General features: G+C 71.1%; 19 protein-coding genes, 3 tRNA genes and 1 other RNA gene. 4 read left to right on the forward strand and 19 right to left on the reverse strand.

What is annotated here, in order from left to right:
- The 6 genes from OXG55_12120 to trpD all read right to left on the reverse strand — a co-directional run.
- Window positions 1–637 (reverse strand): DUF1156 domain-containing protein (locus tag OXG55_12120; protein MCY4103985.1); only part of this gene is annotated, 637 nt, incomplete at its 3' end.
- A 310-nt stretch (window positions 638–947) separates the two neighbouring features.
- Window positions 948–1,400: a DUF1156 domain-containing protein gene (locus OXG55_12125; GenBank protein MCY4103986.1), complete on the reverse strand. Its 453-nt coding sequence runs from the start codon at window positions 1,398–1,400 to the stop codon at window positions 948–950.
- 407 nt (window positions 1,401–1,807) lie between these two features.
- Entirely contained in the window at window positions 1,808–2,164 is a 357-nt protein-coding gene (locus OXG55_12130; protein ID MCY4103987.1) for a clan AA aspartic protease, read from the reverse strand.
- A 126-nt stretch (window positions 2,165–2,290) separates the two neighbouring features.
- Window positions 2,291–3,475 carry a DUF3883 domain-containing protein gene (locus OXG55_12135; GenBank protein ID MCY4103988.1) on the reverse strand — a complete coding sequence of 395 codons (1,185 nt, stop codon included), beginning with the start codon at window positions 3,473–3,475 and terminating at the stop codon, window positions 2,291–2,293.
- Between the two features lie 35 nt (window positions 3,476–3,510).
- Window positions 3,511–4,374 carry an SNF2-related protein gene (locus OXG55_12140; protein MCY4103989.1) on the reverse strand — a complete coding sequence of 288 codons (864 nt, stop codon included), beginning with the start codon at window positions 4,372–4,374 and terminating at the stop codon, window positions 3,511–3,513.
- Window positions 4,375–4,696: 322 nt separating this feature from the next.
- Window positions 4,697–5,779 carry an anthranilate phosphoribosyltransferase gene (gene trpD / locus OXG55_12145; GenBank protein ID MCY4103990.1) on the reverse strand — a complete coding sequence of 361 codons (1,083 nt, stop codon included), beginning with the start codon at window positions 5,777–5,779 and terminating at the stop codon, window positions 4,697–4,699.
- Between the two features lie 198 nt (window positions 5,780–5,977).
- Between trpD and OXG55_12150 the strand changes: the two genes are divergently transcribed.
- On the forward strand, window positions 5,978–7,414 hold the full coding sequence (locus OXG55_12150) for an FGGY family carbohydrate kinase (GenBank protein ID MCY4103991.1): 1,437 nt from the start codon (window positions 5,978–5,980) through the stop codon (window positions 7,412–7,414).
- 76 nt (window positions 7,415–7,490) lie between these two features.
- Window positions 7,491–7,856, forward strand: an RNA gene (gene rnpB, locus OXG55_12155) — RNase P RNA component class A.
- Here the strand turns inward: rnpB and OXG55_12160 are convergent.
- From OXG55_12160 to OXG55_12175, 4 genes are all read right to left on the reverse strand, one after another.
- The gene (locus tag OXG55_12160) at window positions 7,856–8,341 is read right to left on the reverse strand and encodes a hypothetical protein (protein MCY4103992.1); all 486 of its coding nucleotides are present in this window, start codon (window positions 8,339–8,341) and stop codon (window positions 7,856–7,858) included. The two genes, rnpB and OXG55_12160, sit on opposite strands and share 1 nt — an antisense overlap.
- A 4-nt stretch (window positions 8,342–8,345) precedes the next feature.
- Window positions 8,346–9,089, reverse strand: a complete 744-nt coding sequence (locus OXG55_12165) for a C4-type zinc ribbon domain-containing protein (GenBank protein MCY4103993.1) — start codon at window positions 9,087–9,089, stop codon at window positions 8,346–8,348.
- Window positions 9,090–9,559: 470 nt separating this feature from the next.
- Window positions 9,560–9,634: transfer RNA gene (locus OXG55_12170), tRNA-Val, on the reverse strand.
- An 11-nt stretch (window positions 9,635–9,645) separates the two neighbouring features.
- Window positions 9,646–10,389, reverse strand: coding sequence for a hypothetical protein (locus tag OXG55_12175; GenBank protein ID MCY4103994.1), 744 nt, complete (start codon window positions 10,387–10,389; stop codon window positions 9,646–9,648).
- Between the two features lie 94 nt (window positions 10,390–10,483).
- Here OXG55_12175 and OXG55_12180 point away from each other — a divergent pair, with 94 nt between their 5' ends.
- Window positions 10,484–11,047, forward strand: coding sequence for a hypothetical protein (locus OXG55_12180; protein MCY4103995.1), 564 nt, complete (start codon window positions 10,484–10,486; stop codon window positions 11,045–11,047).
- A 46-nt stretch (window positions 11,048–11,093) separates the two neighbouring features.
- Here the strand turns inward: OXG55_12180 and OXG55_12185 are convergent.
- The 7 genes from OXG55_12185 to uppS all read right to left on the reverse strand — a co-directional run bounded on the left by OXG55_12185 (window position 11,094) and on the right by uppS (window position 17,279).
- A tRNA-Ile gene (locus OXG55_12185) sits at window positions 11,094–11,166 on the reverse strand.
- Between the two features lie 65 nt (window positions 11,167–11,231).
- Window positions 11,232–11,304 (reverse strand) — tRNA-Asn (locus tag OXG55_12190).
- Between the two features lie 29 nt (window positions 11,305–11,333).
- Window positions 11,334–12,260 (reverse strand): sigma-70 family RNA polymerase sigma factor, encoded by a 927-nt coding sequence (locus OXG55_12195; GenBank protein MCY4103996.1) that lies wholly within the window; start codon window positions 12,258–12,260, stop codon window positions 11,334–11,336.
- Window positions 12,257–14,197 carry a DNA primase gene (dnaG, locus tag OXG55_12200; protein MCY4103997.1) on the reverse strand — a complete coding sequence of 647 codons (1,941 nt, stop codon included), beginning with the start codon at window positions 14,195–14,197 and terminating at the stop codon, window positions 12,257–12,259. Before dnaG ends, OXG55_12195 begins: the two co-directional genes overlap by 4 nt.
- Before the next feature lie 141 nt (window positions 14,198–14,338).
- Window positions 14,339–15,670: a glycine--tRNA ligase gene (locus OXG55_12205; protein ID MCY4103998.1), complete on the reverse strand. Its 1,332-nt coding sequence runs from the start codon at window positions 15,668–15,670 to the stop codon at window positions 14,339–14,341.
- A 51-nt stretch (window positions 15,671–15,721) separates the two neighbouring features.
- Window positions 15,722–16,525: a DNA repair protein RecO gene (recO, locus tag OXG55_12210; GenBank protein MCY4103999.1), complete on the reverse strand. Its 804-nt coding sequence runs from the start codon at window positions 16,523–16,525 to the stop codon at window positions 15,722–15,724.
- Between the two features lie 34 nt (window positions 16,526–16,559).
- Window positions 16,560–17,279, reverse strand: coding sequence for a polyprenyl diphosphate synthase (gene uppS, locus OXG55_12215; GenBank protein MCY4104000.1), 720 nt, complete (start codon window positions 17,277–17,279; stop codon window positions 16,560–16,562).
- A gap of 294 nt (window positions 17,280–17,573) precedes the next feature.
- Between uppS and OXG55_12220 the strand changes: the two genes are divergently transcribed.
- Window positions 17,574–19,520: an ATP-dependent DNA helicase gene (locus OXG55_12220; protein ID MCY4104001.1), complete on the forward strand. Its 1,947-nt coding sequence runs from the start codon at window positions 17,574–17,576 to the stop codon at window positions 19,518–19,520.
- A 32-nt stretch (window positions 19,521–19,552) separates the two neighbouring features.
- On the opposite strand, the gene era is transcribed toward OXG55_12220, so the two are convergent.
- Together era and OXG55_12230 are read right to left on the reverse strand one after the other, a co-directional pair.
- A complete protein-coding gene (gene era, locus OXG55_12225; GenBank protein MCY4104002.1) occupies window positions 19,553–20,407 on the reverse strand; it encodes a GTPase Era in 855 nt (284 codons plus the stop codon).
- A gap of 137 nt (window positions 20,408–20,544) precedes the next feature.
- The gene (locus OXG55_12230) at window positions 20,545–21,798 is read right to left on the reverse strand and encodes a hemolysin family protein (protein MCY4104003.1); all 1,254 of its coding nucleotides are present in this window, start codon (window positions 21,796–21,798) and stop codon (window positions 20,545–20,547) included.
- Between the last annotated feature and the right edge of the window lie 17 nt (window positions 21,799–21,815).

Here is a 21,815-nt window from a genome sequence, read left to right on the forward strand (position 1 = left end):
GGGCGGGATCCACCGGTTGGCCCGTCTTGTCCAGCACCCGGCTGTAGCGGCCCACCACCTCCATCGCCGGCCCGTACGCGGCCATCCGCTGATCCGCCAGCGCCAGCCCGGCCTCCTCCCACAGCGGCGCCCGAGCCTCGATCTCGCGCCGCACCTCGGCGTCCACCTCGACCTGCCGGCCCACCGGGCGGTCGGCCGCGGCGGGGCGGCACGCCAGGGTGAGCGTGGTCTCGATGTTGACCTTGCCCATCTGGCTGCCCGACTCGGTGCGGGCGGGCCACGACCCGGTGAGCACCAGCCCGGCCTCGCCGATGGCGCCCAGCAGGCGCTGCCACACGTCGGGGTCGTCGTGGCCGAACATGATCGTCACCACACCGCCCGGCGCCACCACCCGCCGCGCCTCGCCGAACGCCGCGGTGATGCAGCGGTCGTAGTGCTCGGGGGTGCGGTGGTCGCCGCTGTTGCGCCACGTCATCTTCACGACGGCCTCGTCGGTCTTCTCCTGGAGACCGTGGGGGTGCGCGGTCGCCCCGAAGCCGGGATGCGAAGTCGCCAGCGCCCGCTTCAGCCAGACGTAGAGAATGTCCGAGCCGTCGCTGTACTCCACCATCGAGTCGTACGGCGGATCAGTGACCACCGCACTGAGCGACCGATCCGGCAGCGGAAGCCCCAGGGCATTGCCCCGCTGGATATTGGCGGAACGGCCCGGACGCCTGTCAAGTTGGTTGCGGAGCTCCCGGATTGTGTGAGCACCCAGCGATGGCCATGTGCCGGGGCCATCGCCGCAGCCGGTCTCGAAGAAGTCGGTTCCGAATGGGACGGGTGGACCGTCTTGGAATATGTGCCAAAGATCCTGCTTTGGTATACCGATTCGAGCACCTCGAGTGCTGTACTTGATCCGCCGTACCAGGTTTGCACCGACATAGCCGCAGAGCGCCGCTACGTAGTCAGCCGACGCCCCCTCGCGTTGCGCCGCGCTTCTGGCATCGAGGTAGCCGGGCTCTCCTCCTGCTTCCGCGGGTAGGCGTCCGACCCCCGTTACCTTGTTGGGTGGCCCCGGCGAGGCGGGCGGCCTCCAGCGGGATCACGGCGCGGCCCGAGAAGGAGTCCGCCAGCGAGGCGCCGTCGGGGTGGTGGCGCGCCAACTCCTCGGTGAGCTCGCTATGGCAGGCGTCCCGGCCCTCCATGGCGCGGCGTACCAGGTCGCAGAGGCGTTCCTGCTCGGCGGGCGCCTCGGGCCATTCCAGCAGCGAGCAGATCACCGCGGCGCGGGCCTGCGCCAGGGGCCGAGTGGCGAACCAGGTGAACAGCGTCTTCTCCGACCGCCCCGATCCCCAGCCCGACTTCGAGCGCGCCGTCACGTCCGCGCACGGGAACCAGCGCTCGATCATGCGGGTCATCGCCTGTCACCCCGACCAGGACGATGCCTCGCCGGGACGGCACCGTACCGGCGAACCGATTCCACAAGGGTCGCCGCACGCCGCTCCCTCAGGAAATGCCCATCACCACTACCCCATCCGCCCGTTGCGCCAACAGCGAACCGTGCCCCGATCACGGCCGCAGCGTAGGAGCCGGCCGAGGCATCGGCCCAATCGTCCCCCGGTGCGCGTTCGCACCACCGGCCGAGCGGGTCAAGAAACCCGCGCAACCTCCGAACCAGCCATCCTCCGTCGCTCGGCGGGGCCGGCGTGTGCCAGGTCGATCCGTTCATCCGTGCCGCGCCGTGATGCCCGGCGCGGCATCCATCGACCCCGCGGCGAGGTCCCTGCAGGCAGCGTAGGGCGAGCTCGGTGCCGCCTGGCGGCCCTCAGAGTCGGAGCTTCGCTCGCTGCAAGCACTCGTTCACAGGGTCGACCTTGAAGCCGGTCGATTCCAGCGCCGTAAGTCCCAGGAGCGGCTCGGCGTCATCCGGGCCGAACACGACGGTGCTGGCCGACCACTCACCGAGGAACTCGACCAGGGCGGCACCGATCTCGGCCTGATGCTCGCTGCCGTCCGCCAGCCCGTAGGTCCTGTGGCCGATTGGTTTCAGACCGATGGACTCGAGGTGCCGGCGCGGCACGACCGAGTTCGTCGCGCCGGTGTCGACGACGAACTCGCCCTCCCAGGACCGGTCGGGGTCCGCCGGGTTGCGGATCGTCACGTCCACTCTGGTCTCGCCCATATCAACTCCCCTGGTCGACCTGTGTTCTCGTTCAGCTGCACGGCCTCGACGAGGCTCATGAATTCAGTCTAGCACCCTGCGTAGCAGTATCCAATGTTCTTCCTGTATTGTCATGTTATCTAATAACTATTCCAACATCTCGGACTTGGCTCGTCGGGCCGCGGCCAGGTCGGAACCCTTGATCCGCACGACCGTCTGGTCCTCGGCGGCGTCGGCGAATACTGCGGCGGGGTTCCGGTAGGCGGCGTAGAGACGCCCGCCGTTGGCACAGTCGTCCACCACGTAGAGCCAGTACTCGTCGCCGAGGAGTCCGGCCTTGACGATCTCGTTGCCGGTCAGTGTGATGCCTCGGGCCGATGCGCTGTCCCAGACACCCTTGACTTCGACGCAGCGTTGCTCGTGGCCGCGTCGGGCGAGCAGGTCGAACCCCTCGCCGGCGGTGTGCACGTCGGTCACACCCCAGGCGTCGCCGTTGAGCAGATCGCGCACGAAAGCCATGGAGGTGGCCTCGCTGTCCTTCTCCGTGGGCTCAGGTGGCACGCCCGCTCCGGTGACGCGGCACCAGCCGACGTGGCGCAGCGGACCGGACGTTGCGCTCGTCGTGGTTGCGAGCTCGCGCATTCGTAGGTTGACGGCCTCTTGCAGATGTGTGCGGCGGGCCCGGCGCTCGTCGGCGTCGGAGATGTCGCGGGTGAGGCTGTCGGGGAGGCGCTCCAAGTGGTGGCGCGCTCGGGCACCCCAACCGGCGAGCGCGCTGTTCAGCTGATCGAGATCCTTCTCGAGTATCCGTTCGGCCGCCACGCCGGAGTCCGCCACCGATGCCGGGTGCTGCCTGTTCGCGGTCCCCTCTGCTCGTTCCAGGCAGGAGAGCACCTCCCAGGAGACCGGGCGCGCTCCTGCCTCGTCGCGCCGGACGAGGCAGGCCCAATCGGTGAGACGCCCGCCGGTCTCGGTCTCAGAGGCATACACGTGCAGGTCGTAGTCGGTGATCGAGGTCGTGTCGCGCAACAGCCCGCCCTGGTACAGCGCCGGACGGCAGCGCTCCGAGACAGCGTCGGCCAACGCCCGGAACGCCGACTCGCTGGGGCCCAGGGCGACGGCGGCCCCGGCTCGCCCGTGCCCTGCGTCCAGCGCCTTGCGCCGAGCCTCACCGCTGGTGACCACCAGCGCTCGGCCATCCTCGTCGGGTTCGAGGGCGGGCGGCACAGCGAGGCTTCGGCTGGTGACGTACCAGAAACCCTCATCGGCCAGGGCGGTCTGTTCGGCGCCGACCAGGCCGGCCGAGTCGATGCGGCGAAGGAACCGATCCACGACATGCGGGTTGATTCGATCGAGCCGCTGATCGTTCAGTGCTGCCAGCGCGGTCTCGCTGTCGATCGGGGTCTTGAGATGGGACTCCGCCCGGCGCTGTTCCTCGTGGATCTGCCGGAGGCGTTCAGGGGCACGGGCACGTTCCGGGCCTCCCGGGGTTTGAACAGCTTCGTGGCGCCGTCGAGGTCGGTGATCTCTTCCTTCATGCGCCGGAGGAAGTGCAGCGGCCCCGGCCGCAACCGGTGCGAAGCGTCGCTGTCGGTCTCGCTGGGCTCGGGGAACACGTCGGGATCGGTGAGATGCATGAGCGACCGGAAGAGCCGCTCACTGCCCCGGTGAGGCGTGGCCGTCATCAACAGCGCTCGCTTCGCGTTGTGGGCGAGCATCCTGCCGACCCGGTAGTACCGGACCGCGGTGGGTGTCAGACGGTGGGCCTCGTCGAAGACCACCGTGTCGAATCCGGCCCGGTCGGGATGGATGGCCTCGTAGACCGCCTGATTCACCGCTGTCAGTTCGAGCGACACGATCCACGTGTTGTGGGTGGTGGCGAGCGCTTCCTCGCGGACTGTCCCGGCGGTGATGCGGCGAAGGCCGCCACCGAAGAACCGCTCGAAGTCGGCCTGCCACTTCGTGACGAGGTGAGCGGGGGACACGATGATCGCCCGATTGACGAATCCGAGGCGCTGAGCCTCTCGCAGCCACAGGCCGGCCATGATCGTCTTGCCGGTGCCCGGCTCGTCGGCCAGCAGGAACCGCAGACCCACCTGCGGAAGCATCGCCTCGTACACAGCGGCCACCTGATGCGGATACGGCTGCAGCGGCACAGTCGCCAACGCGGAGCCACGGGAGGTCGCCGCGGCCTGGCGCATCCACTCGGCCCACAGCCCCGCCAGCACCATCGCCGAACCAGCCCGCCGTCGGTGTTCAGAACCTCGACGCCAGCCGCCTTCGAAGCGGCGAGGCCAACCTGTTGCAGGCCCGCCGGACCGTTCACGAAGAGGGTCCACGACCCGTCCCCCGCCGGGATCGCCCCAGCTACCTCCCGGTAGTCGCCCTCACCCGGCAGCCGGATCCGCTGCCCCTCGGTGAACTTCATGCTGTCGCCGCGCTCTCTGACCTGTCCTTCCGCCGAACCGCCCGCGAGCGTAGGTGCTACATGTGACATCCTGAGAGGTTGTCCCTGGGTGGGCGGGATCGGGGGGTCCCTGCCCTCTCGGCTCTTCAGGCCCCCTGCGTCTGGGAGACGTCCACCCACCGGGCCAGCGTGGCGGCTGCGGCGCCGCTGTCGAGAGCGCCGGCTGCAAGCCTCAAACCCCCTGCCAGATCCTCCGCCAGATCGCCCACGACGAGCCCTGCGGCGGCGTTCAGGCAGACGATGCCCCGCCATGGCACGGCTTCGCCCGCCAGCAGCGCCTCAGTCGCCGCCACCCCGGCGGCCAAGTCGGCGCCGGCAAGATCCGCCAGCCCGACGGTGGCCAGGCCCAGTTCCCCCGGCGTCACGGTGTAGCGCTCGATCCGGCCGCCGCGCAACTCGATCACCCTCGTCGGCCCGATCGTGGACAGCTCGTCCAGACCGGGGTAGCCGTGCACGACCATGGCCCGCTGCGTCCCGGTGACCGCTAGGACCTCCGCCATGCGCTCGGCCATGGCCGCGTCGTTCACGCCGATCACCTGGCGGCGCACGCCGGCGGGATTCGCCATCGGACCCAGGTAGTTGAAGGCGGTCGGCAACCCGAGGCTGCGCCGGGTCGGGCCGGCGTGGCGCAGCGCCGGATGGAACAGGGGCGCCAGGCAGAAGGCGATGCCGGCCTGCTCGAGGCATCCGGCGACTCCTGCGGGCCCCAGATCGACCACCACGCCGAGGGCTTCCAGCAGGTCGGCCGAACCGCACGAGGAGGACACCGCGCGGTTGCCGTGCTTGCACACGCGCGCCCCGGCGCCCGCCGCGACCAGCGCGGCCATCGTGGAGATGTTCAGCGAACCGCTGCCGTCGCCGCCGGTGCCGGCGGTGTCGATGAGCCTCATCTCCTCGGCGTCGACGCCCACGTCGAGCGCCGCGGCACGCAGCCCTTCCAGCAACCCGGCCAGCTCGACGGCGGTCTCCCCCTTGGTCCGCAGGCCGATCAGCAGCCCGGCCATCTGCGCCTCGGTGGCGTTCCCCGCCAGCATGGCGTCCGCCGCCTCCCGCGCCTGCGCGCGGCTCAGATGCTCCCCGGCCACGAGCGCCTTCAGCAGCGCGGCGAAGTCCACGGGCCCCGCGCCCCGGTCGCCGGCGGCTCCGCCCGCATCGGTATCCTTGCCCATTGTGCGTCCTCGGTCGTCCAGCGGCCGCCGCAACCGAGCCGCGGCGGAACTCACGCCGGCAGGACCGTCCAGCGCCTGCCGGCAGAGTTACCTCTAGCATGCCAACCCGCTCCGGCAGTGACGCATCCGCCCTCGGTGCCCCGCCGGCGGGGCGGTAGAGCGTCGCCCGGCGTTCGCGCCCCCAGGAGCCTCCGCGGAATGAGGATCCTCGTCATCGACGTGGGCAGCACGAGCGTCAGGGCCGCGGTCCTCGACGAGGGCGGTCACCTCCATCACGAGCACCGCGTCGCGGCGCCCCGGTCGACGCCGGCGCCGGGGTTGGTGGAGTTCGATCCGGTCGCTCTCTGGGATGCCACCCGCCGGGCCGTCGCGGCGACCCTGGCCGCGGCCCCGGGACCCGACGCGGTGGGCATCGCCAACCAGCGAGCCTCCACCGTGGTGTGGCATCGCGCCGGCGGCGAACCGGCGGGCGTGGGCCTCGGGTGGCAGGACCTCCGGACCGCCGCCGACTGCCTGAGCCTGCAGAGCGAGGGACTCCGCCTGGCCCCCAACCAGCCCGCCACCAAGGCCGCCCACCTCGTCGCGGCCGCGGACCGGCCGCCGGACGAACTCTGCATCGGCACACTCGACTCCTGGCTGGTCTGGAACCTCACCGGCGGGACGCAGCACCTCACCGACGCCACCAACGCGGCGATCACCGGACTGACCCATGGGGATCGCGTGGAGTGGGATCTCGCCGTCGCCGAGAGGCTCGGCATCCCCGCCGCGGGCCTGCCCCGCATCGTCGACAGCAGCGGTCCGCTGGCCGAGGCCACCGCGTTGCCAGGGGGCCCTCTGATCACCGGCCTCGCGGGCGATCAGCAGGCGGCGCTCGTCGGCGCCGGCTGTGTCGGACGCGGCGACGTGAAGATCACCTTCGGCACCGGCGGCACCCTCGACGCCTGTCTGGGGCCCGGCGACCCGCCGGCGGAGATCCGGGGCCCCAGCGGCACCTTCCCGATCGTGGCCTGGCAGCGGCAGGGACAGGTGGTCTGGGGCATCGAGGCCATGATGCTCAGCGCCGGCAGCTGCGTGAGATGGCTCTGTGAACTCGGCCTGATCGAGAACCCGGGCGATTCCGATGCCGTCGCCGCCGCCTGCGCCGACAGCGGGAGCGTGAGCTTCGTCCCCGCCCAGATGGGCCTCGGCACCCCGGACTGGGACTTCGGCGCCCGCAGCGCCTTCGCCGGCATGACGACCGCCACCGGCCACCCGCAGATGGTTCGTGCCGTGCTGGAGGGCGTGGCGCACCGCGGCACCGACCTGCTCGAAGCGGCCCGATCCGACAGTGGACTGGAGCTGGCGGCGCCGGTCGTGGACGGGGGCATGAGCGCCAATGCCACCTTCATCCAGGCATTCGCGGACGCCGCCGGATGTGCCGTCCGGGTGGCACCGGAGATCGAATGCACGGCACTCGGCGCCGGCTTCCTGGCGGGCCTGGGAATCGGATTCTGGAGCGACTGGGACGAGGTGGCTTCGCTTCGGTCGCCGCGGCGGACCATCGAGCCGCGCCGGCAAGCTGACCGGGCCGCCTGGCAGGAGGCCAAGCAGCGAGCCGCCGGCTGGCACCCCGACCTCAGCGCCGTCTCCTTCTGAACGCCCGAGCCGCGCCGGCGACCGCCGGAGCGCACAGTGCCGGGGCCCGGCGACTCTGGCAGACTGTCAGCGGCGGCGAGCCGGCTGGGTGACCGCGGCGCCACGCCGGCGACGGCGGCGGTGTCGAGGAAGGTCGGGGCTCCGCAGGGCAACGGTGCTGGCTAACGGCCAGTCGAGGCGACTCGCAGGAAAGTGCCACAGAGAACAGACCGCCGACGGCCCGGATTCCGGGCCGGGCAAGGGTGAAACGGTGCGGTAAGAGCGCACCAGTGCCCCGGGCGACCGGGGCAGCTCGGCAAACCCCACCGGGAGCAAGGTCAAGCAGGGGGCGGTGGCCCGCCGGCGCTCATCGCAGCGCAGCCCCCGGGTAGGCCGCTGAGATGGATGGTCACCCAGGGCCCTCGGGCCTGGACAGAACCCCGCCTACAGGCCGGCTCGCCGTCACCGACGCCGGGGGGGGCGGGGCGCGACCGTCAGCCTCCCGGCGCGCCGGAAATCCCGCCGGCGCGCCGGATCGGCCAGCCCGAAACGCCGCCACGACCACCACAACGCCGCCGCACCGATCAGTTCCATGATGACCGGCAGCCAGATCGGCCGCAGGCCCCTCCCGGCCACCTCGCCGGAGCCCAGCGGCCACCAGAACGTTCCGGTGCGCAGCCAGGCGCCGTCCAACACGAGATGGCAGAAGAGGCCGATCGGCACACCCAGCCAGCGGCGCTGCACCAGACGCCTGCCCCACCCTCCAACCATGACCGCGGCCATCACCGCGATCGGCAGCAGCAGCGAGTCCATGATCCACAACGCCGCCACGGCGAGCGCCAGGGAGGGCGCCACGGTGCCGGCCAGCACGAAGCGGTAGTCCAGCCCGCGGCTTGAGAACACCGCCGCAACAGCGGGGACGCCCAGCCCGGCGAACCAGAGCAGCACAGGCTCAGATGACCAGGATGCGCCCGCAGGAGGGGCAGGTGGCCGTCCCCTTGTCGTCCTCTCCCGGGGAAGCCTCGCCCACCTCGGGAAGCCTTCGCAGCCGATCCACCTCCATCAGAGGCAGCGTCAGATAGCAGCCCATGCAGCTCGTCGCCTCGAGACGTGCGACGGCCACGCCGCCGATCTGGGACCGGAGGCGCTCGTAGCGTTCGAGCAGGACGGAATCCACGTCCTTGCCGACATCGGCGCGGGCGAGGCGAACCTGCTCGAGTTCGGCGTCGATCTCGGCGGCCGCGGCCTCGAGTCGCACGTTGACCGAATCCATCCTCGACCCCAGCTCCTGGTGGCCCTGGCGCAGCGTCGCCAGTTCGGTGGCGGCGACCTCCAGGTCCTCCATGACCTCCAGCAATTTGTCCTCGACGACGCGCTGACGCCTCCCGAGCGCGGCCACCTCCTCCTCGAGACCCTGCAACTCGCGGATTGCGGTGACCTCGCCGGAGTAGAGCAGGTTCCTCTCGCGGTCCCGTTTCGCCAGAACCATCGCCAGATCGTCGTCGTAGCGTCGTTGGTGCCGCTCCAACTCCGCGTGCTGCTGCCGGGCCGCCTCGATGCGCTCGGCGAGTTCCTGGCTCTGGCTCTCGAGCGCCTGCAACTCGGCCCGTTCGGGCAATTGCGCGTGGCGATGCTCGAGCTGCGCGATCCGGGTGTCGTGTGCTTGGAGTTCCAGGAGGCGTTCCAGAGGGTTCACGTCTCGCCGCTCGGTTCTCGCCTGTGCCTTGTCATTGCCGTCCGCGACCCTAAACGAGACCGGCGGGGGGGCTCAACAACACCCGGCCGAACCCCGGTCCCGAATAGACGACGCCCCGCCGAGGGGGGGACTTCGACGGGGCGTCCATTCACCATCACGGCAGGCTGTGCCGGGGGTGAATTCCTGTGCCGCTGGTACGGCAAATTGTGACGGGCAGGCTAACGAGCCCGCGCCGCGCCCTCGCCGCCGGAGGTGTGACATCGGCCACAGCAGGTGATCCGCCGCGGCGCGGCCGGAACCACGTGGGGTCCCGATTGGCCGGATGGACCGCGAAGGGTGTACACTAGGCGTCGCGACCATGTCGTCCTTCGGAGGGGATGGCGGGTCTGGAGAGAATCTCGCTGATCCCGGCTGCTCCAACAGTCCCAGGCCCGCCTCCTCCACCGCAAGCCCGCTCGCAGGAGATCCGGTGGGCGCTGGCGGACTCGAACCGCCGACCTCTTCCTTGTAAGGGAAGCGCTCTGGACCAACTGAGCTAAGCGCCCGGAACCGCAGGCTACCCACCGCACGCCTCGCGCAAGTCGGCCAGCAGGCTCCCGGTGGCCGCCGCCAGCAAGCGCCGGCGGGCGCCCGCGTCGGTCGTCGTGAGTTCTCTGCCCGCGGCGTCCACGACCCGTGCACCGGCCTCCCGGCACACCAGCATCGCCCCGAGGTAGTCCCACGGTCCGTGCGAATGGCAGTCCACGAAACCGTCGAGGCGACCGTCGGCCACGGCGCACAGATCCAGCGCGGCTGCGCCGAGCGCCCGGTACTGGCGCCAGCGCAGGTGCCGGGGCGGGTAACCGGAGAGACCGATGAGTGCCTCGGACAGGCTGCCGACCGACGAGGGCCGGACCGGCCGGCCGTCCCGGCGGGCCCCGCCGCCGCGGGTCGCGCTGTAGCGCTCACCGGAGGCCAGGTTCACCACCAGCGCCGCGAGCGCCCCCCGGTCGTCCACCGCGCAGAAACTCGTGGCATACCAGGGGATGCCCTGCGCCGCGTTGGTGGATCCGTCCAGGGGGTCGAGTACCACGATCACGGGACGGTCCTCGCCCTGTAGCCCGGACTCCTCGCTGCAGACCCCCAGTCCGGCCTCCAGCAGCGCTCCGGTCGCCACCTCGTCGGCGACGATGTCCGAGCGGTGCTGGCCGGGCCGGGTTCCTGCCGGTCCCCAGTTCGTCAGCGACGCCAAGGCATCGCTCACAGCGCGGGCGGTCTCCGCGAACAGCGACAGCAGGTCCTCCGGCGCGATGGCTGCCACGCTAGGCCGACTCCGGGCACTCGGGTACCCAGTACTGACAGGTAGGGTGGTCCCGCCCCAACGCCAGCGATCCCACACGCCGAGGAGCCGTCCATTGTCCATCGTCGACTTTCCCGGATTCGTCACCGACCTCAAATTCCATGCGGCCGAAGGGGGGTTCCACTACCACGAGGATCACCACTGCATCGACATCACCACGGGACGTCAGTGGTGGGAGATCCACCTCCATCCGGATTACGACTGCGATGGGCCCTTGGAGTTGCACATCCTCGCCGACCTGGACCCGAGGGTTCAGATCGCCTTCGAGGACGAGGTGAACAAGCGGCCCGAGGACGCGGAGTGGCCAGAGGAGGGGTTCGACCTGATCCTGCGCTTCCACTGGCGGATGCCGCCGCTGCCCAACAGCCCCAACCTGCTGGAGTTGGCCACCGAACTCTCCGCCATCGGCGGAACGGCGCTTCCCGTGCACGTCTGGGCGGCGGACACCATCGCCACGGTCACCGACGACGTCGCCAGGTCCGTGCACGTGGAATCGGAGCGGTCGGTGCCGCTGGCACATCTGGTCGGTGAGCACGACTTCCTCGACGAGACGTTCGGTCTGATCGGCACCGTCACCCGCTACCTGCACGATCGGGCGCCCGCCTGGCTGGGCGAGTGACCCGCCGCGGCGCGGTTGCCGAGGCCCGGATCCGCACCTCGGGCCGTGGGCTCGGTGGGGATCGAACCCACGACCGAACGATTATGAGTCGTCTGCTCTGACCACTGAGCTACGAGCCCGGCGAAAACCTAGCCCTCCGGTCGCGGCGCGCCGGCACGGCAGGCTGTCGCGGCAATCTCCAGTGCTCCGGGGGTGGGGCTCGAACCCACGACAAACGGCTTAACAGGCCGGCGCTCTGCCAACTGAGCTACCCCGGATCGGGGCCCCACGATACCAGCGGGGCAACTCAGGATTCTCGCATGAGTTCTCGGAGTTCCTCCCCCAGACCGCTACGGCGCAGCCGGGAAAGAGTGCGCGCCTCGATCAGGCGGAGGCGCTCCTTCGTGACACCGAACTGGCCGCTCAGTTCGGCCAGGGTCCTGATGCGACCGTCGACGAGCCCGAACCGCAGGCGCAAGAGCCGCCGCACACGTTCATCGTCCACCGCGGCGAGCGCCTCCTCGGCCGCCTCGCGCACCGCCGCGTTGTGCAGTCGCTCGATCACCACGTCGTCGGGGCCCGAGTCCGGGCCGTCCGAGAGCATCTCCCCCAGCGACCTGTCCTCGCCGACCGGCGACTCGAGGGAGACAGGCAAGGCACGCAACTCGCGCACCTGCGCCACCTGATCCTCGGAGATGTCGCAATAGCGCGCCAGTTCTGCCAGCGTGGGCGCCCGATGATTCTCCTGCTCGAACGCCTGCTCGGCGCGGTAGATCTGCGTTGCCGCTGCCGCCAGGTGGGACGGCATGCGCACCACCGCCGCCTGGTTCTTGATGGCACTGAGCATGGCGCTGCGGATCCAGGATCCCGCGTAGGTCGAGAACCGCCAGCCCTTGTCCGGACGGAATCTGGCCGCCGCCGCCATGAGGCCCACGTTGCCCTCCTGGACCAGGTCGGCGAACGGAACCCCTCGCCCCTGGTAGCCCCTGGCGAGGTAGACGACGAGACGCAGATTCGCCTCGGTCAGCCGGCGCCGTGCCGCCTCGCCTTCCCGCACCCGCCGCTGGAGATCCCTGCGAGACGCCGCCTCCGGCTCATCGGCCCCATCGCCGTCCAGGATCGCCTCCGCCGCCAGCCCGTCCTGCACCTTGCGGCCCAGCGCACACTCCTCCTCGGCGCTCAACTGCGCCAGGCGGCCGATGCCGCTGAGGTAGGTGGTGAACCCCTCGGTCATGGGCGGGGGTCCCCGGCGCCCGCCACGTCGGTGACAGGGGGTCCTTCGAATTCGGAGTCGGGCGACTCCTCGTAGAAGCGCTCCTCCTCGCCCGGCGCCCCGTCCGCTCGTACCGGCTCCCCGAAGGGTTCGGTTGCGCCCGCGAGATCGTCCGCGAGATCATCCAGCAGGCCGACCAGCCGCTCAGCCACCGCCAGTGACCAGCCGCTCGCGAGCAGCTCGTCGCGTGCGAGCTGCGTCTCGGCCCAGCGGCGGCCCAATTCGGCATCACCACTGCGGCGAGCCTCCCTGACGAGGTCGGCTATCCGGCGCATCGCAGCGTTGTACACGAACCGACCGATCACCGCGTCCGCTTTCTCCGGGGGCTCACAGACCGCCAGACGAGCCACCGTGGGAGCAACCTCGTCGCCAGCGACGTCCTGCAGATCCCGCAGCGAGGCCCCGCCGGCCAGCGCGACGAAAATCCGCCGTTCGACATCCGATTCGAAGAGCCGGGCAGTCACCCAGTCGGGAAGGTCCGGTGGGGCGTGCAGGCGCAGCAGCAGGACCTGCTCGGCGATGCTGGGACCGGCGGACTCGTCGGTCTCGATTCCGGCGAATCCATCGCTCCGGGCTGCGCGGCCCCCGCGGGCGGCCTGCCGGGCGGCGCGGAAGCGCTCGACGGTCGACCGCAGGAGATCCGGATCCAGTTTGCACCTGTCGGCCACAGGCACCAGGTACCGGTCGCGCACGAGTTCGCTGGGATGCTCGTCCAGCGCTGCGAGGGCCGCGTCGGCGAAGCGCACGCGGCCTTGGGCCGTCGCCCCCTCGACTCCTTCGAGTGCCCTGTCGATGCGGTAATCGAGGAACTGTCGGGGCTCGTCCAGCTTCTGCCTCAGAACCTCCGGCGCCCGGCGCGCCAAGTCGTCGGGATCGGCGCCCTCGGGAAGCTCGGCCACGAACACGTCGAGTCCGTAGCTGCTCTCCCAGCGGTAGATGCTGGCGGCCGCCGCCGAGCCCGCGGCGTCTGCGTCGAACGCCAGCAGGATCCGCTTGGTGAACCGGCTCAGCGTCTTCACGTGATCCTCGGTGAGTGCCGTGCCGCATGTGGCGACCGCCCGGGGGAGACCGGCGGCGTGGAGACCGATCACATCGGTGTAGCCCTCGCACACGATCACCTCGCCTGCACGCACGATGGCGTCCTTGGCCCAGTTCAGCCCGTAGAGCAGTCGGCTCTTGACATACAAGGTCGAATCCGGCGTGTTCTTGTACTTCGGTCCCGCCGGGCCGTCATCATCGGGCAGGATGCGCCCGCCAAAGCCAACCGGGTCACCCCGCACATCGAAGATCGGGAACAGCACCCGGCTATGGAAGTGGTCCGTGAGGCGGCCCCGTTCGTTCTGGCGCGCCAAGCCCGCGTCGATCAGCACTTCGGCGGAGACCTTCGAGCGCAGGGCGCGGCTCAACTTGTCCCAGCCCTCGGGAGCCCAGCCCAACTTGAAGGCCCGCACCTCATCCCCGCTCATACCCCGCGAGCGCAGGTAGCCCCGCGCCGCCCCGGCGTCTGCGTGCTGCAGCAGGCGCTCGTGATACCACTCCACCGCCGCCGCCACCGCTTCGATCAGCTTCTTGCGGCGCCCGCTCTGGGCGGCTTCCCCCTTGCTGTCATAGCGAAGGGTGATGCCGGCCCGGGCGGCCAGCATCTCCACGCCGGCGGCGAAGTCGAGCCCTTCGGTCTGGCGCACGAAGGTGATGGCGTCACCCGAGGCACGGCAGCCGAAGCAGTAGTAGAGCCCCTCCTCGGCGTTCACCGAGAAGGACGGCGTCTTCTCGGAGTGGAAGGGGCAGAGGCCCTGCCAGCGCCGCCCCGACTTGCGCAGCGCCACGGTGTTGCTGATGAGGCCGACGATGTCGGTGGCCTCGCGGACCCGGGCCACGTCCTCGGCGAGGATCCCCACGTTCAGCCTCCCGCGGCGCCCGGACCTGCGGCAATAGTGGCCTGCGGCAGGCGGGAGCGGGTCATGGCGGCAAGTTACCAGCCGTCATTTTCCCCCGGGGCAAGGTCGCCGGCCTGCGGCGCCGCCGTCGGGGTCCCGGACTCAGCGGGCAAGCCGTTCGTGCAGGTATCCCACCAGGTCGGCGATCGCCGGGCGGTCCTGGGCCATCGAGTCCCGCTCGCGCACGGTCACGGCGCCGTCCTGGAGTGTCTCGAAGTCCACCGTCACGCAGTACGGCGTGCCCAACTCGTCCTGGCGGCGGTAGCGGCGGCCGATGGACTGGGTCACGTCGAAATCCACCATCCAGTGCGGCACCAGCCTCTCCAGCACATCCCTCGCCCGTTCGATGAGATGCTCCTTGCGCGACAGCGGCAGCACCGCCACCTGGTACGGGGCGAGGCGGTGGTGCAGGCGGAGCACGGTCCGGGTCTCGCCGCGCACCTCCTCGGTGTCGTACGCGGCCAGCAGGAAGGCCATCATGGCCCTCGTCGCCCCGGCCGCCGGCTCGATCACGTGGGGCACGTAGCGCTCGTCGGTGGCGGGGTCGAAGTACTCCAACTTCTCGCCGGAGTGCTCGGCGTGGCGCCGCAGGTCGTAGTCGGTCCGGTTCGCCACGCCCTCCAGTTCGCCCCAGCCCCAGGGATAGCGGAACTCCACGTCGGAGGTGGCCTCGGAGTAGTGGCTGCGCTCGTCGGGGCCGTGGGGGCGCAGCCGCAACAGCTCGCCGCGGATGCCCAGATCCACGTACCAGCGCAGCCGCTCGGCGCACCAGTACTCGAACCAGCGGGAGGCCTCGGCGGGAGGCACGAAGAACTCCAACTCCATCTGCTCGAACTCCCGCGTCCGGAAGATGAAGTTGCCGGGGGTTATCTCGTTGCGGAACGACTTGCCGATCTGGGCGATGCCGAAGGGGGGCCGCAGCCGGCACGCCCGCTGCACGTTGGCGAAGTTCACGAACATGCCCTGGGCGGTCTCGGGCCGCAGGTAGACCTCGGCGCCGGTCTCGACCACCGGTCCGGCGTGCGTGCGGAACATGAGGTTGAACTGGCGGGGCTCGCTGAGGGTCCCCCGCGAGTCGCAGTCGGGACATTGCCGGGGATCCTCGAGCTGGTCCTCCCGGTGACGGCGCCCGCACTCGCGGCACTCGACCAGCGGATCGGTGAAGCTCTCCAGATGACCCGACGCCTCCCAGACCGCCGGCGGCGAGAGGATCGCCGCGTCGATGCCCACCACGTCCGGGCGCAGCTGCACCATGGCACGCCACCAGGCCTCCTTCACGTTGCGCAGCATGAGGGCGCCGACCGGCCCGTAGTCGTAGGTGGACCGGAAGCCTCCGTAGATCTCCGCCGACCGGAAGACGAAGCCGCGCCGCTTGCACAGGTTCACGACCGCGTCGAGCCGCTCGCCGTTCTGCTCGGCGGCGACGTCGCCCACCGGGGTGCCTGCGGTGGATGCGGACGGGGCTGTCTCGACCACGCCCGCAGGCTACCGGTGGGTGCGTCGCCCCCTCGCCTCCCCGCTGCCGCCCCCCGCGGCGCCGACGGATCCGAGCAGGGGCGGCACGCGCAGACGTCGCTCCGTGTGCTGCTCCAGCACCGCCACGCCGAGTCGCTCCACGGCGTCGGCGGCCGCGCCCGGCGGCCGCGCCAGCGCCTCCGCGAGATGCCCCCCGAGGATCTCCTGCAGAGCCGTGACGGTCTCGGCGTCCACTGCCAGCGCCGCCGGCGGCCGGCACTCCCGGCAGGTCAGGCCGCCGTGGGCGATGTCGAGGGCGACGAGCCCGGCAACCGAGCCGCAGTGAACGCAGCCCGCGACGTCCGGCGCCACTCCTTCGAGTTGCGCCAGGCGCCACAGGAATGCGCCGACGCTGAGCGCCGACGGACGGGTCACGAGCGATTGCAGCCCACGCAGCAACCTGTCGTAGAGGTCGGGGGCCGGCGTTCGTTCGAGGGTCAGGCGATCCACGGCTTCCAGCATCGCCATCGCCCGGCCGAGGAGCGCCAAGTCCTCCCGGAGAGCGGTGAGCTGCTCCACGTCGCCGGCACTGTCCGCACCGGTGATGGTGTCGAGCTCTCCCCGCCCCCGCCACAGCGAGATGTCGACGAGGCTCGCCGGCTCCAGGCGCGCCCCGAATCGGCTGCGGGTGCGGCGAACGCCCTTCGCCACACCGCGGATCTTTCCGTGTTCCCGCCCCAGCAGGACGATGATGCGGTCCGCTTCAGCGAGGCGGTAGGTCCGCAGCACCACCGCCCGATCCCGGTACGGCCCCGTCCAGTCGGGCGCGCTCACGGGTACGCCCGCGACGCCCGGACCCGGCAGCCGTTCACCGGTCCAGCCCTCCGAAACGGCGCTCGCGTCGCTGGTACTCGGCGATCGCCTCGAACAGGTGGGCCCGGCCGAAGTCGGGCCACAGCACGTCCAGGAACACCATCTCGCTGTAGGCCACCTGCCAGAGCAGGAAGTTGGAGAGGCGATGCTCGCCGGAGGTCCGGATCACCACGTCCGGGTCGGGCATGTCGGCGGTGGCGAGATTGGCGCGGATGGTCTGCTCGGTGATCTCGTCGGGCCGCGTCCCGGCGGCGACGATCCTGCGCACCGCCTCGGTCAACTCCGCCCGACCCCCGTAGTTGAACGCCACCGTCAGGGTGAGCCGCTTGTTGGCGGCGGTGAGTTCGGCCGCCGCGTCCATCTCGGCCAGCAGGCTCCGGGCGAGGCGGCGGTCGCGCCCGCCGATGAACCGCAGCCGCACGCCGCGCCCGTGCATCTCGTCGCGCCGCGCCGCCAGGATCGACCGGTTGAAGTCCAGCAGGAAACGCACCTCGTCCTGCGGGCGGGTCCAGTTCTCCGTCGAGAAGGCGTAGACGGTCAACCACGGCACACCGATCTCCAACGCCCCGTCGACAGCGTCGAACAGGGCGTCCAGCCCGGCTTCGTGTCCGGCGGTGCGCGGCAGCCCGCGCCGCGCCGCCCAGCGCCCGTTGCCGTCCATGACGCACGCCACATGCGCCGGGACGGTGGAGAGATCAACAGCGGAATCGCTCATGGGGCACCTGTCGGGCAACTCGGCACAGCGCCGTTCGTCAACGTCATTTGTAGCAGTAGCGGCGCGGGATGAGTGGTCTCCCGCGCCGGCGAGTTGCGGCTCGACGCCGCTCGTGGGGGTGCCGGAACAACCGAGATACGGCGCCGGGCCGCGCACGACGGCGACCTCGGCAACCATCCGGCGGGCTGCGGGCAGGGGATTGGTACGCGATGAAGCGGCCCCGCCAGGTGTCGCCGCTGTGGCGGCAGCCCGCAACCGTCCGGCGGGCTGCCGGGGGATTGGTACCCTGCGGGGGTGAGTCTCGCCGAGCGGAGCCTCGCCCTGCTGGCAGCGGCCACCGAGGCGCTCGGCTCCGCAGGCGAGCGACGCGCCGGCCAGGAGCAGATGTGCGCGGCCACCGCCGAGGCGTTCGAGCGCGGACGGCACCTGGCGGTCGCGGCCGGCACGGGAACGGGAAAGTCGCTGGCCTACCTCATTCCCGCCGTCCTGATCGACCGGCGGGTGGTCGTGGCCACGGCGACGAAGGCGCTGCAGGACCAGCTTGCGACCAAGGAGTTGCCGTTCCTGGCCGGGCTGGCTGAGACGCGGCGACTTCGTCCCGGCGGGCGGCCGTTCCGCTGGGCCGTGCTGAAGGGGCGCTCCAACTACATCTGCCGTCAACTCGTGGCCGAGGCGACCCGGGCCGGACTCCAACTCGAGCTGGGCGACACGGGCGAGGCGAACCGCCCCCGGGACGGCGCCGACGGGCCGACCGGGGCCGGTGGCGCACCCGCGTCCGGCGCCGGGGACGTCGCCCGGCTGCTCGCCTGGTCTGACCGGGCCACCACCGGAGACCGGGCCGACGTGGACTGGGAACTCCCGCCGGGGCTGTGGGAACGCCTGAGCGTGAGCGCCGCGCAGTGTCCCGGCCGCACCCGCTGCCCGGAGGGCGGAGCCTGCTTCGCCGAAGCCGCCCGGGAGCGCGCCGACCGCGCCGACATCGTCGTCGTCAACGCCCACCTGCTCGTGCTGCACCTGCTCGGCACTCCCCTGCTGCCCCCCCACGATCTCGTGGTGATCGACGAGGCGCACCAGTTCGAGGAGACCGTCACCGCCATCGCCGGCGTCAGCCTTGCTGAGCGCAGCCTGCGCAACGCCGGCCAGGAGGTCAATGCCGTGATCGCCCAGTCGGGGGCTCCTCTGGCGAACTCCGGCCGGCGCATCGCAGAGATCCTCCGGGAACACCACGGCAGGCGCCTGCCGACCGACGGCCCGCCCGAACTCGTCGAGGCCCTCACGCTGGCGAGCGGTCGTCTGGAGGCGGTCAGTGCCGAACTCCGCGCCGCGCAGCCCAGCGGCGGCGATGCCGAGGCACAGCGACTGCGGGCGCTCGGAGAGGTGTCGTCGCTGAGCGAGAGCGTGGCCGCGCTGCTGCAGCGGCCCGGCGGGACGGTGGCGTTCGTGGAGGGGGCGCCCGGCGCACCCGAGTTGCGCCTCGCCCATCTGGAGGTCGGCGGGCTCCTGCGTGAACCCCTCTTCGAGGAGCGGACCGTCGTCATGACCTCAGCGACGCTGGGGTCCGCCACTCCCACCGCACTGGGCCTGGAAGGTGACGACTACCGGCATCTGGACGTGGGCAGCCCGTTCGACTACCGGTCGGCCGGACTCCTCTACTGCGCCACCGACCTCCCGCCGCGCAACTCCCCGGAGTTCGCGCCCCGGGCGATCGACGAGCTGGAAACGCTGATCAACGCCGCCGGGGGTCGCACCCTGGCGCTGTTCACCAGCCACCGCATGCTCGAGGGGGCCGCCGGCGCGCTCCGGACTCGCCTGCGCTGGCCGCTGCTGCGTCAGGGCGACCTCCCGCCGGCGCAGCTGCTCGAGCGCTTCGCCGCCGACGACGCCACCTGCTTGTTCGCCACCATCGGCTTCTGGCAGGGAGTGGACGTGCCCGGCCCGGCGCTGACGCTCGTCACCCTGGACCGCCTGCCTTTCCCCCGTCCTGACGATCCGCTGCTGGCGGCGCGGCGGGAGCACATCGGCGACGACGCCTTCCGGCTGGTGGATCTCCGGCGTGCCGGCATCCTCCTGGCGCAGGGAGCCGGCCGGCTGATCCCTTCCGAGGCCGACCGGGGAGTGGTCGCCGTGCTGGATCCCCGCCTGGCGACCGCCCGCTACCGGACGGAGCTGCTGGAGGAGGTGCCGCCGCTGCGCCGCACCACCGAACGTGCCGATGTGCTGGACTTCCTGGCATCGCTCTGAGCACCCCGGCCCCCCAGCGGGATGTCGCTCCCTCAACCGCAGTAGCGCTCCACGGCGCCCGGGCGATCCTGCCAGTTGGGATCCACCGAGACGTGCAGCTCGAGGTAGGCCCCCGGCGGCAGCTGCTGGCGCACCTCGGTTCCCACCCGCTTCAGCACGTCGCCGCGGTGCCCGATGACGATGCGGCGCTGCGAAGCCCGCTCCACGAGGATCTCGCAGCGGATGCGCGGCCAGTCCCACTCGGTGACCTGTGTGGCGATGGCGTACGGCAGCTCGTCGCGCACCACCGCCAGGAGCTGCTCCCGCACCAACTCCGCCACCGCCACCTCGTCGGGTATCGCACTCACCATGCCCTCGGGGTAATAGGGCGGACCCGGCGGCATCCGCGCCAGCAGATGCTCCACGAACGCCTCGACACCCTCGCCGGTGCGCGCCGAGAGCGGGAAGTACGCCGCCGCGGGCACCTCCGAGACCCGCGCCAACTGCTCCAGAAGTCGGGCCGGCGAGGCGGCGTCGATCTTGTTCACCACCACCACGCCGGTGGCGGGGAGCTTGCTGGCCACGAAGCGATCGCCGGGACCGAACGGGGCGGTCGCCTCGACGACCAGGCAGGCCACGTCCACGTCGTCGAGCGCCTCGGTGGCGGTGGCATTCAGACGAGAACCCAGGGCCGTGCGCGGCTTGCCGATGCCGGGCGTGTCCACGAAGACGACCTGCACGCCGGCGCGATGCAGCACCCCGTGGATGGCGCGCCGGGTGGTCTGCGGCTTGTCGCTGACGATCGAGACCTTCGTGCCGCACAGCCGGTTCAGCAGAGTCGACTTGCCGACATTCGGCCGCCCGACCAGCGTCACGAAGCCAGACCGGAGATCGCCCTCAGAACTCACGCTGCCCTCCGAGCGCGCTGCCCGGACTCACGACAACCGAGGAAGGGGCCGGGGGCCGATTTGCGACGCCTCGCGCCCGCGCGAAGGAGCAAACGGCACCCCGGCCCCCGACCGGACACACACGGCCCCGCCCGGGCTCACGCAGGTGACCCGGCCTCGATCTCGGTCACGAGGACACGGGCGATGCGACGCCGCTGCACCCGCTCGACGAGGAAGCGATGGCCGTTCACGTCGAGGCTCTCACCCTCCTGTGGGACCCGCCCCAGCAGGGTGAAGATCAGCCCTCCCACCGTGCTCCAGCGTCCCGAGGGCAGTTCCGCTTCGAGCGCTTCGGACAGCTCGCTGAGTGGCACCCGGCCGCTCACCCGGTACCTGCCCTCCTCCAGCTTCTCCACCAGTGCCTGCTCCACATCGAACTCGTCGGTGATCTCACCCACCATCTCCTCGAGCAGATCCTCGAGGGTGACGAGGCCGGCGGTCCCGCCGAACTCGTCGATGACGATCGCCAGATGGGAACGCCCGCCCTGCATCTCCGCCAGCAATTCGGCGGTCCGCTTGGTGTCGGGGACGAATCCGATCTCGCGCATCACCTCGCCGACGGGCCTGTCGTCACCCTCGTCCCGTACCGCCGCGATGAGGTCGCGCACGTGCGCGAAGCCCACGATGTCGTCGATTCCCTCGCCGTAGACGGGGATGCGGGTGAGGCCGTTGAACAGGGCCACATCGAGCGCCTCGGAGACGCTGAAGGTGCGCTCGATCGCCACCATGTCGGGGCGCGGCACCATGACCTCCCTGGCGATCGTGTCCCCGAACGAGATCACCGACTCGATGAGACGGTGCTCCTGGGCTTCGATGCTCTCATCCGCGGCCGCCAGCTCGGCGACGGCCAGCAACTCCTCCTCCGAGACCGCCTCGGGCTCGTCCCGTTCGCTCTGACCGAATCCCCCCGCTCGTCGCGGCAGGTCCACGAGCCAGCGCAGCGGCGTGAAGACCACCAGGGTCCGCAGGAACGGGGCGACGAGGCGCGCCACTCGCTCGGGCCGGCGCATGGCCGGGGACTTCGCCCCGACGCCGATGGCGAGGTAGAGCACGACCAGCTCGACGGCGAATGCCACACCCAGCGCGCCGGCTCCCCAGCGTCGCTGCGCCAGGAAGGCGACGAGGGTGGCAACGCCCAGGTGGCTGGCCAGGACCAGCCCCAGGACCAGGCCGAGAACCTGCCGGCGGCGTTCCAGCAGCCAGCCCAGCGGGCTGGTCCCGGTGGGCTCCTCCTCGATCAGCACCCTGGCTTGGCTCTGGCGCAGCCGGGTGAGGCTCGTCTCGGCGGCCGACAGCACGACCGCGCACAGGCTCAGAACCGCCACGGCCGCGATCGCCAGCGCCTCGGCCACCGTTCAGACCGCCCGCC

The sequence above is a fragment of the bacterium genome (genome assembly GCA_026708055.1).
Lineage (GTDB): Bacteria > Actinomycetota > Acidimicrobiia > Acidimicrobiales > CATQHL01 > VXNF01.

What these genes read in the sequence shown, in the direction of transcription:
- OXG55_12125 (MCY4103986.1), bottom strand. Translation starts at nt 1,400, where the DNA reads ATGACCCGCATGATCGAGCGCTGGTTCCCGTGCGCGGACGTGACGGCG.
- OXG55_12130 (MCY4103987.1), bottom strand. Translation starts at nt 2,164, where the DNA reads ATGGGCGAGACCAGAGTGGACGTGACGATCCGCAACCCGGCGGACCCC.
- OXG55_12140 (MCY4103989.1), bottom strand. Translation starts at nt 4,374, where the DNA reads ATGGTGCTGGCGGGGCTGTGGGCCGAGTGGATGCGCCAGGCCGCGGCG.
- trpD (MCY4103990.1), bottom strand. Translation starts at nt 5,779, where the DNA reads ATGGGCAAGGATACCGATGCGGGCGGAGCCGCCGGCGACCGGGGCGCG.
- OXG55_12150 (MCY4103991.1), top strand. Translation starts at nt 5,978, where the DNA reads ATGAGGATCCTCGTCATCGACGTGGGCAGCACGAGCGTCAGGGCCGCG.
- OXG55_12195 (MCY4103996.1), bottom strand. Translation starts at nt 12,260, where the DNA reads ATGACCGAGGGGTTCACCACCTACCTCAGCGGCATCGGCCGCCTGGCG.
- uppS (MCY4104000.1), bottom strand. Translation starts at nt 17,279, where the DNA reads ATGAGCGATTCCGCTGTTGATCTCTCCACCGTCCCGGCGCATGTGGCG.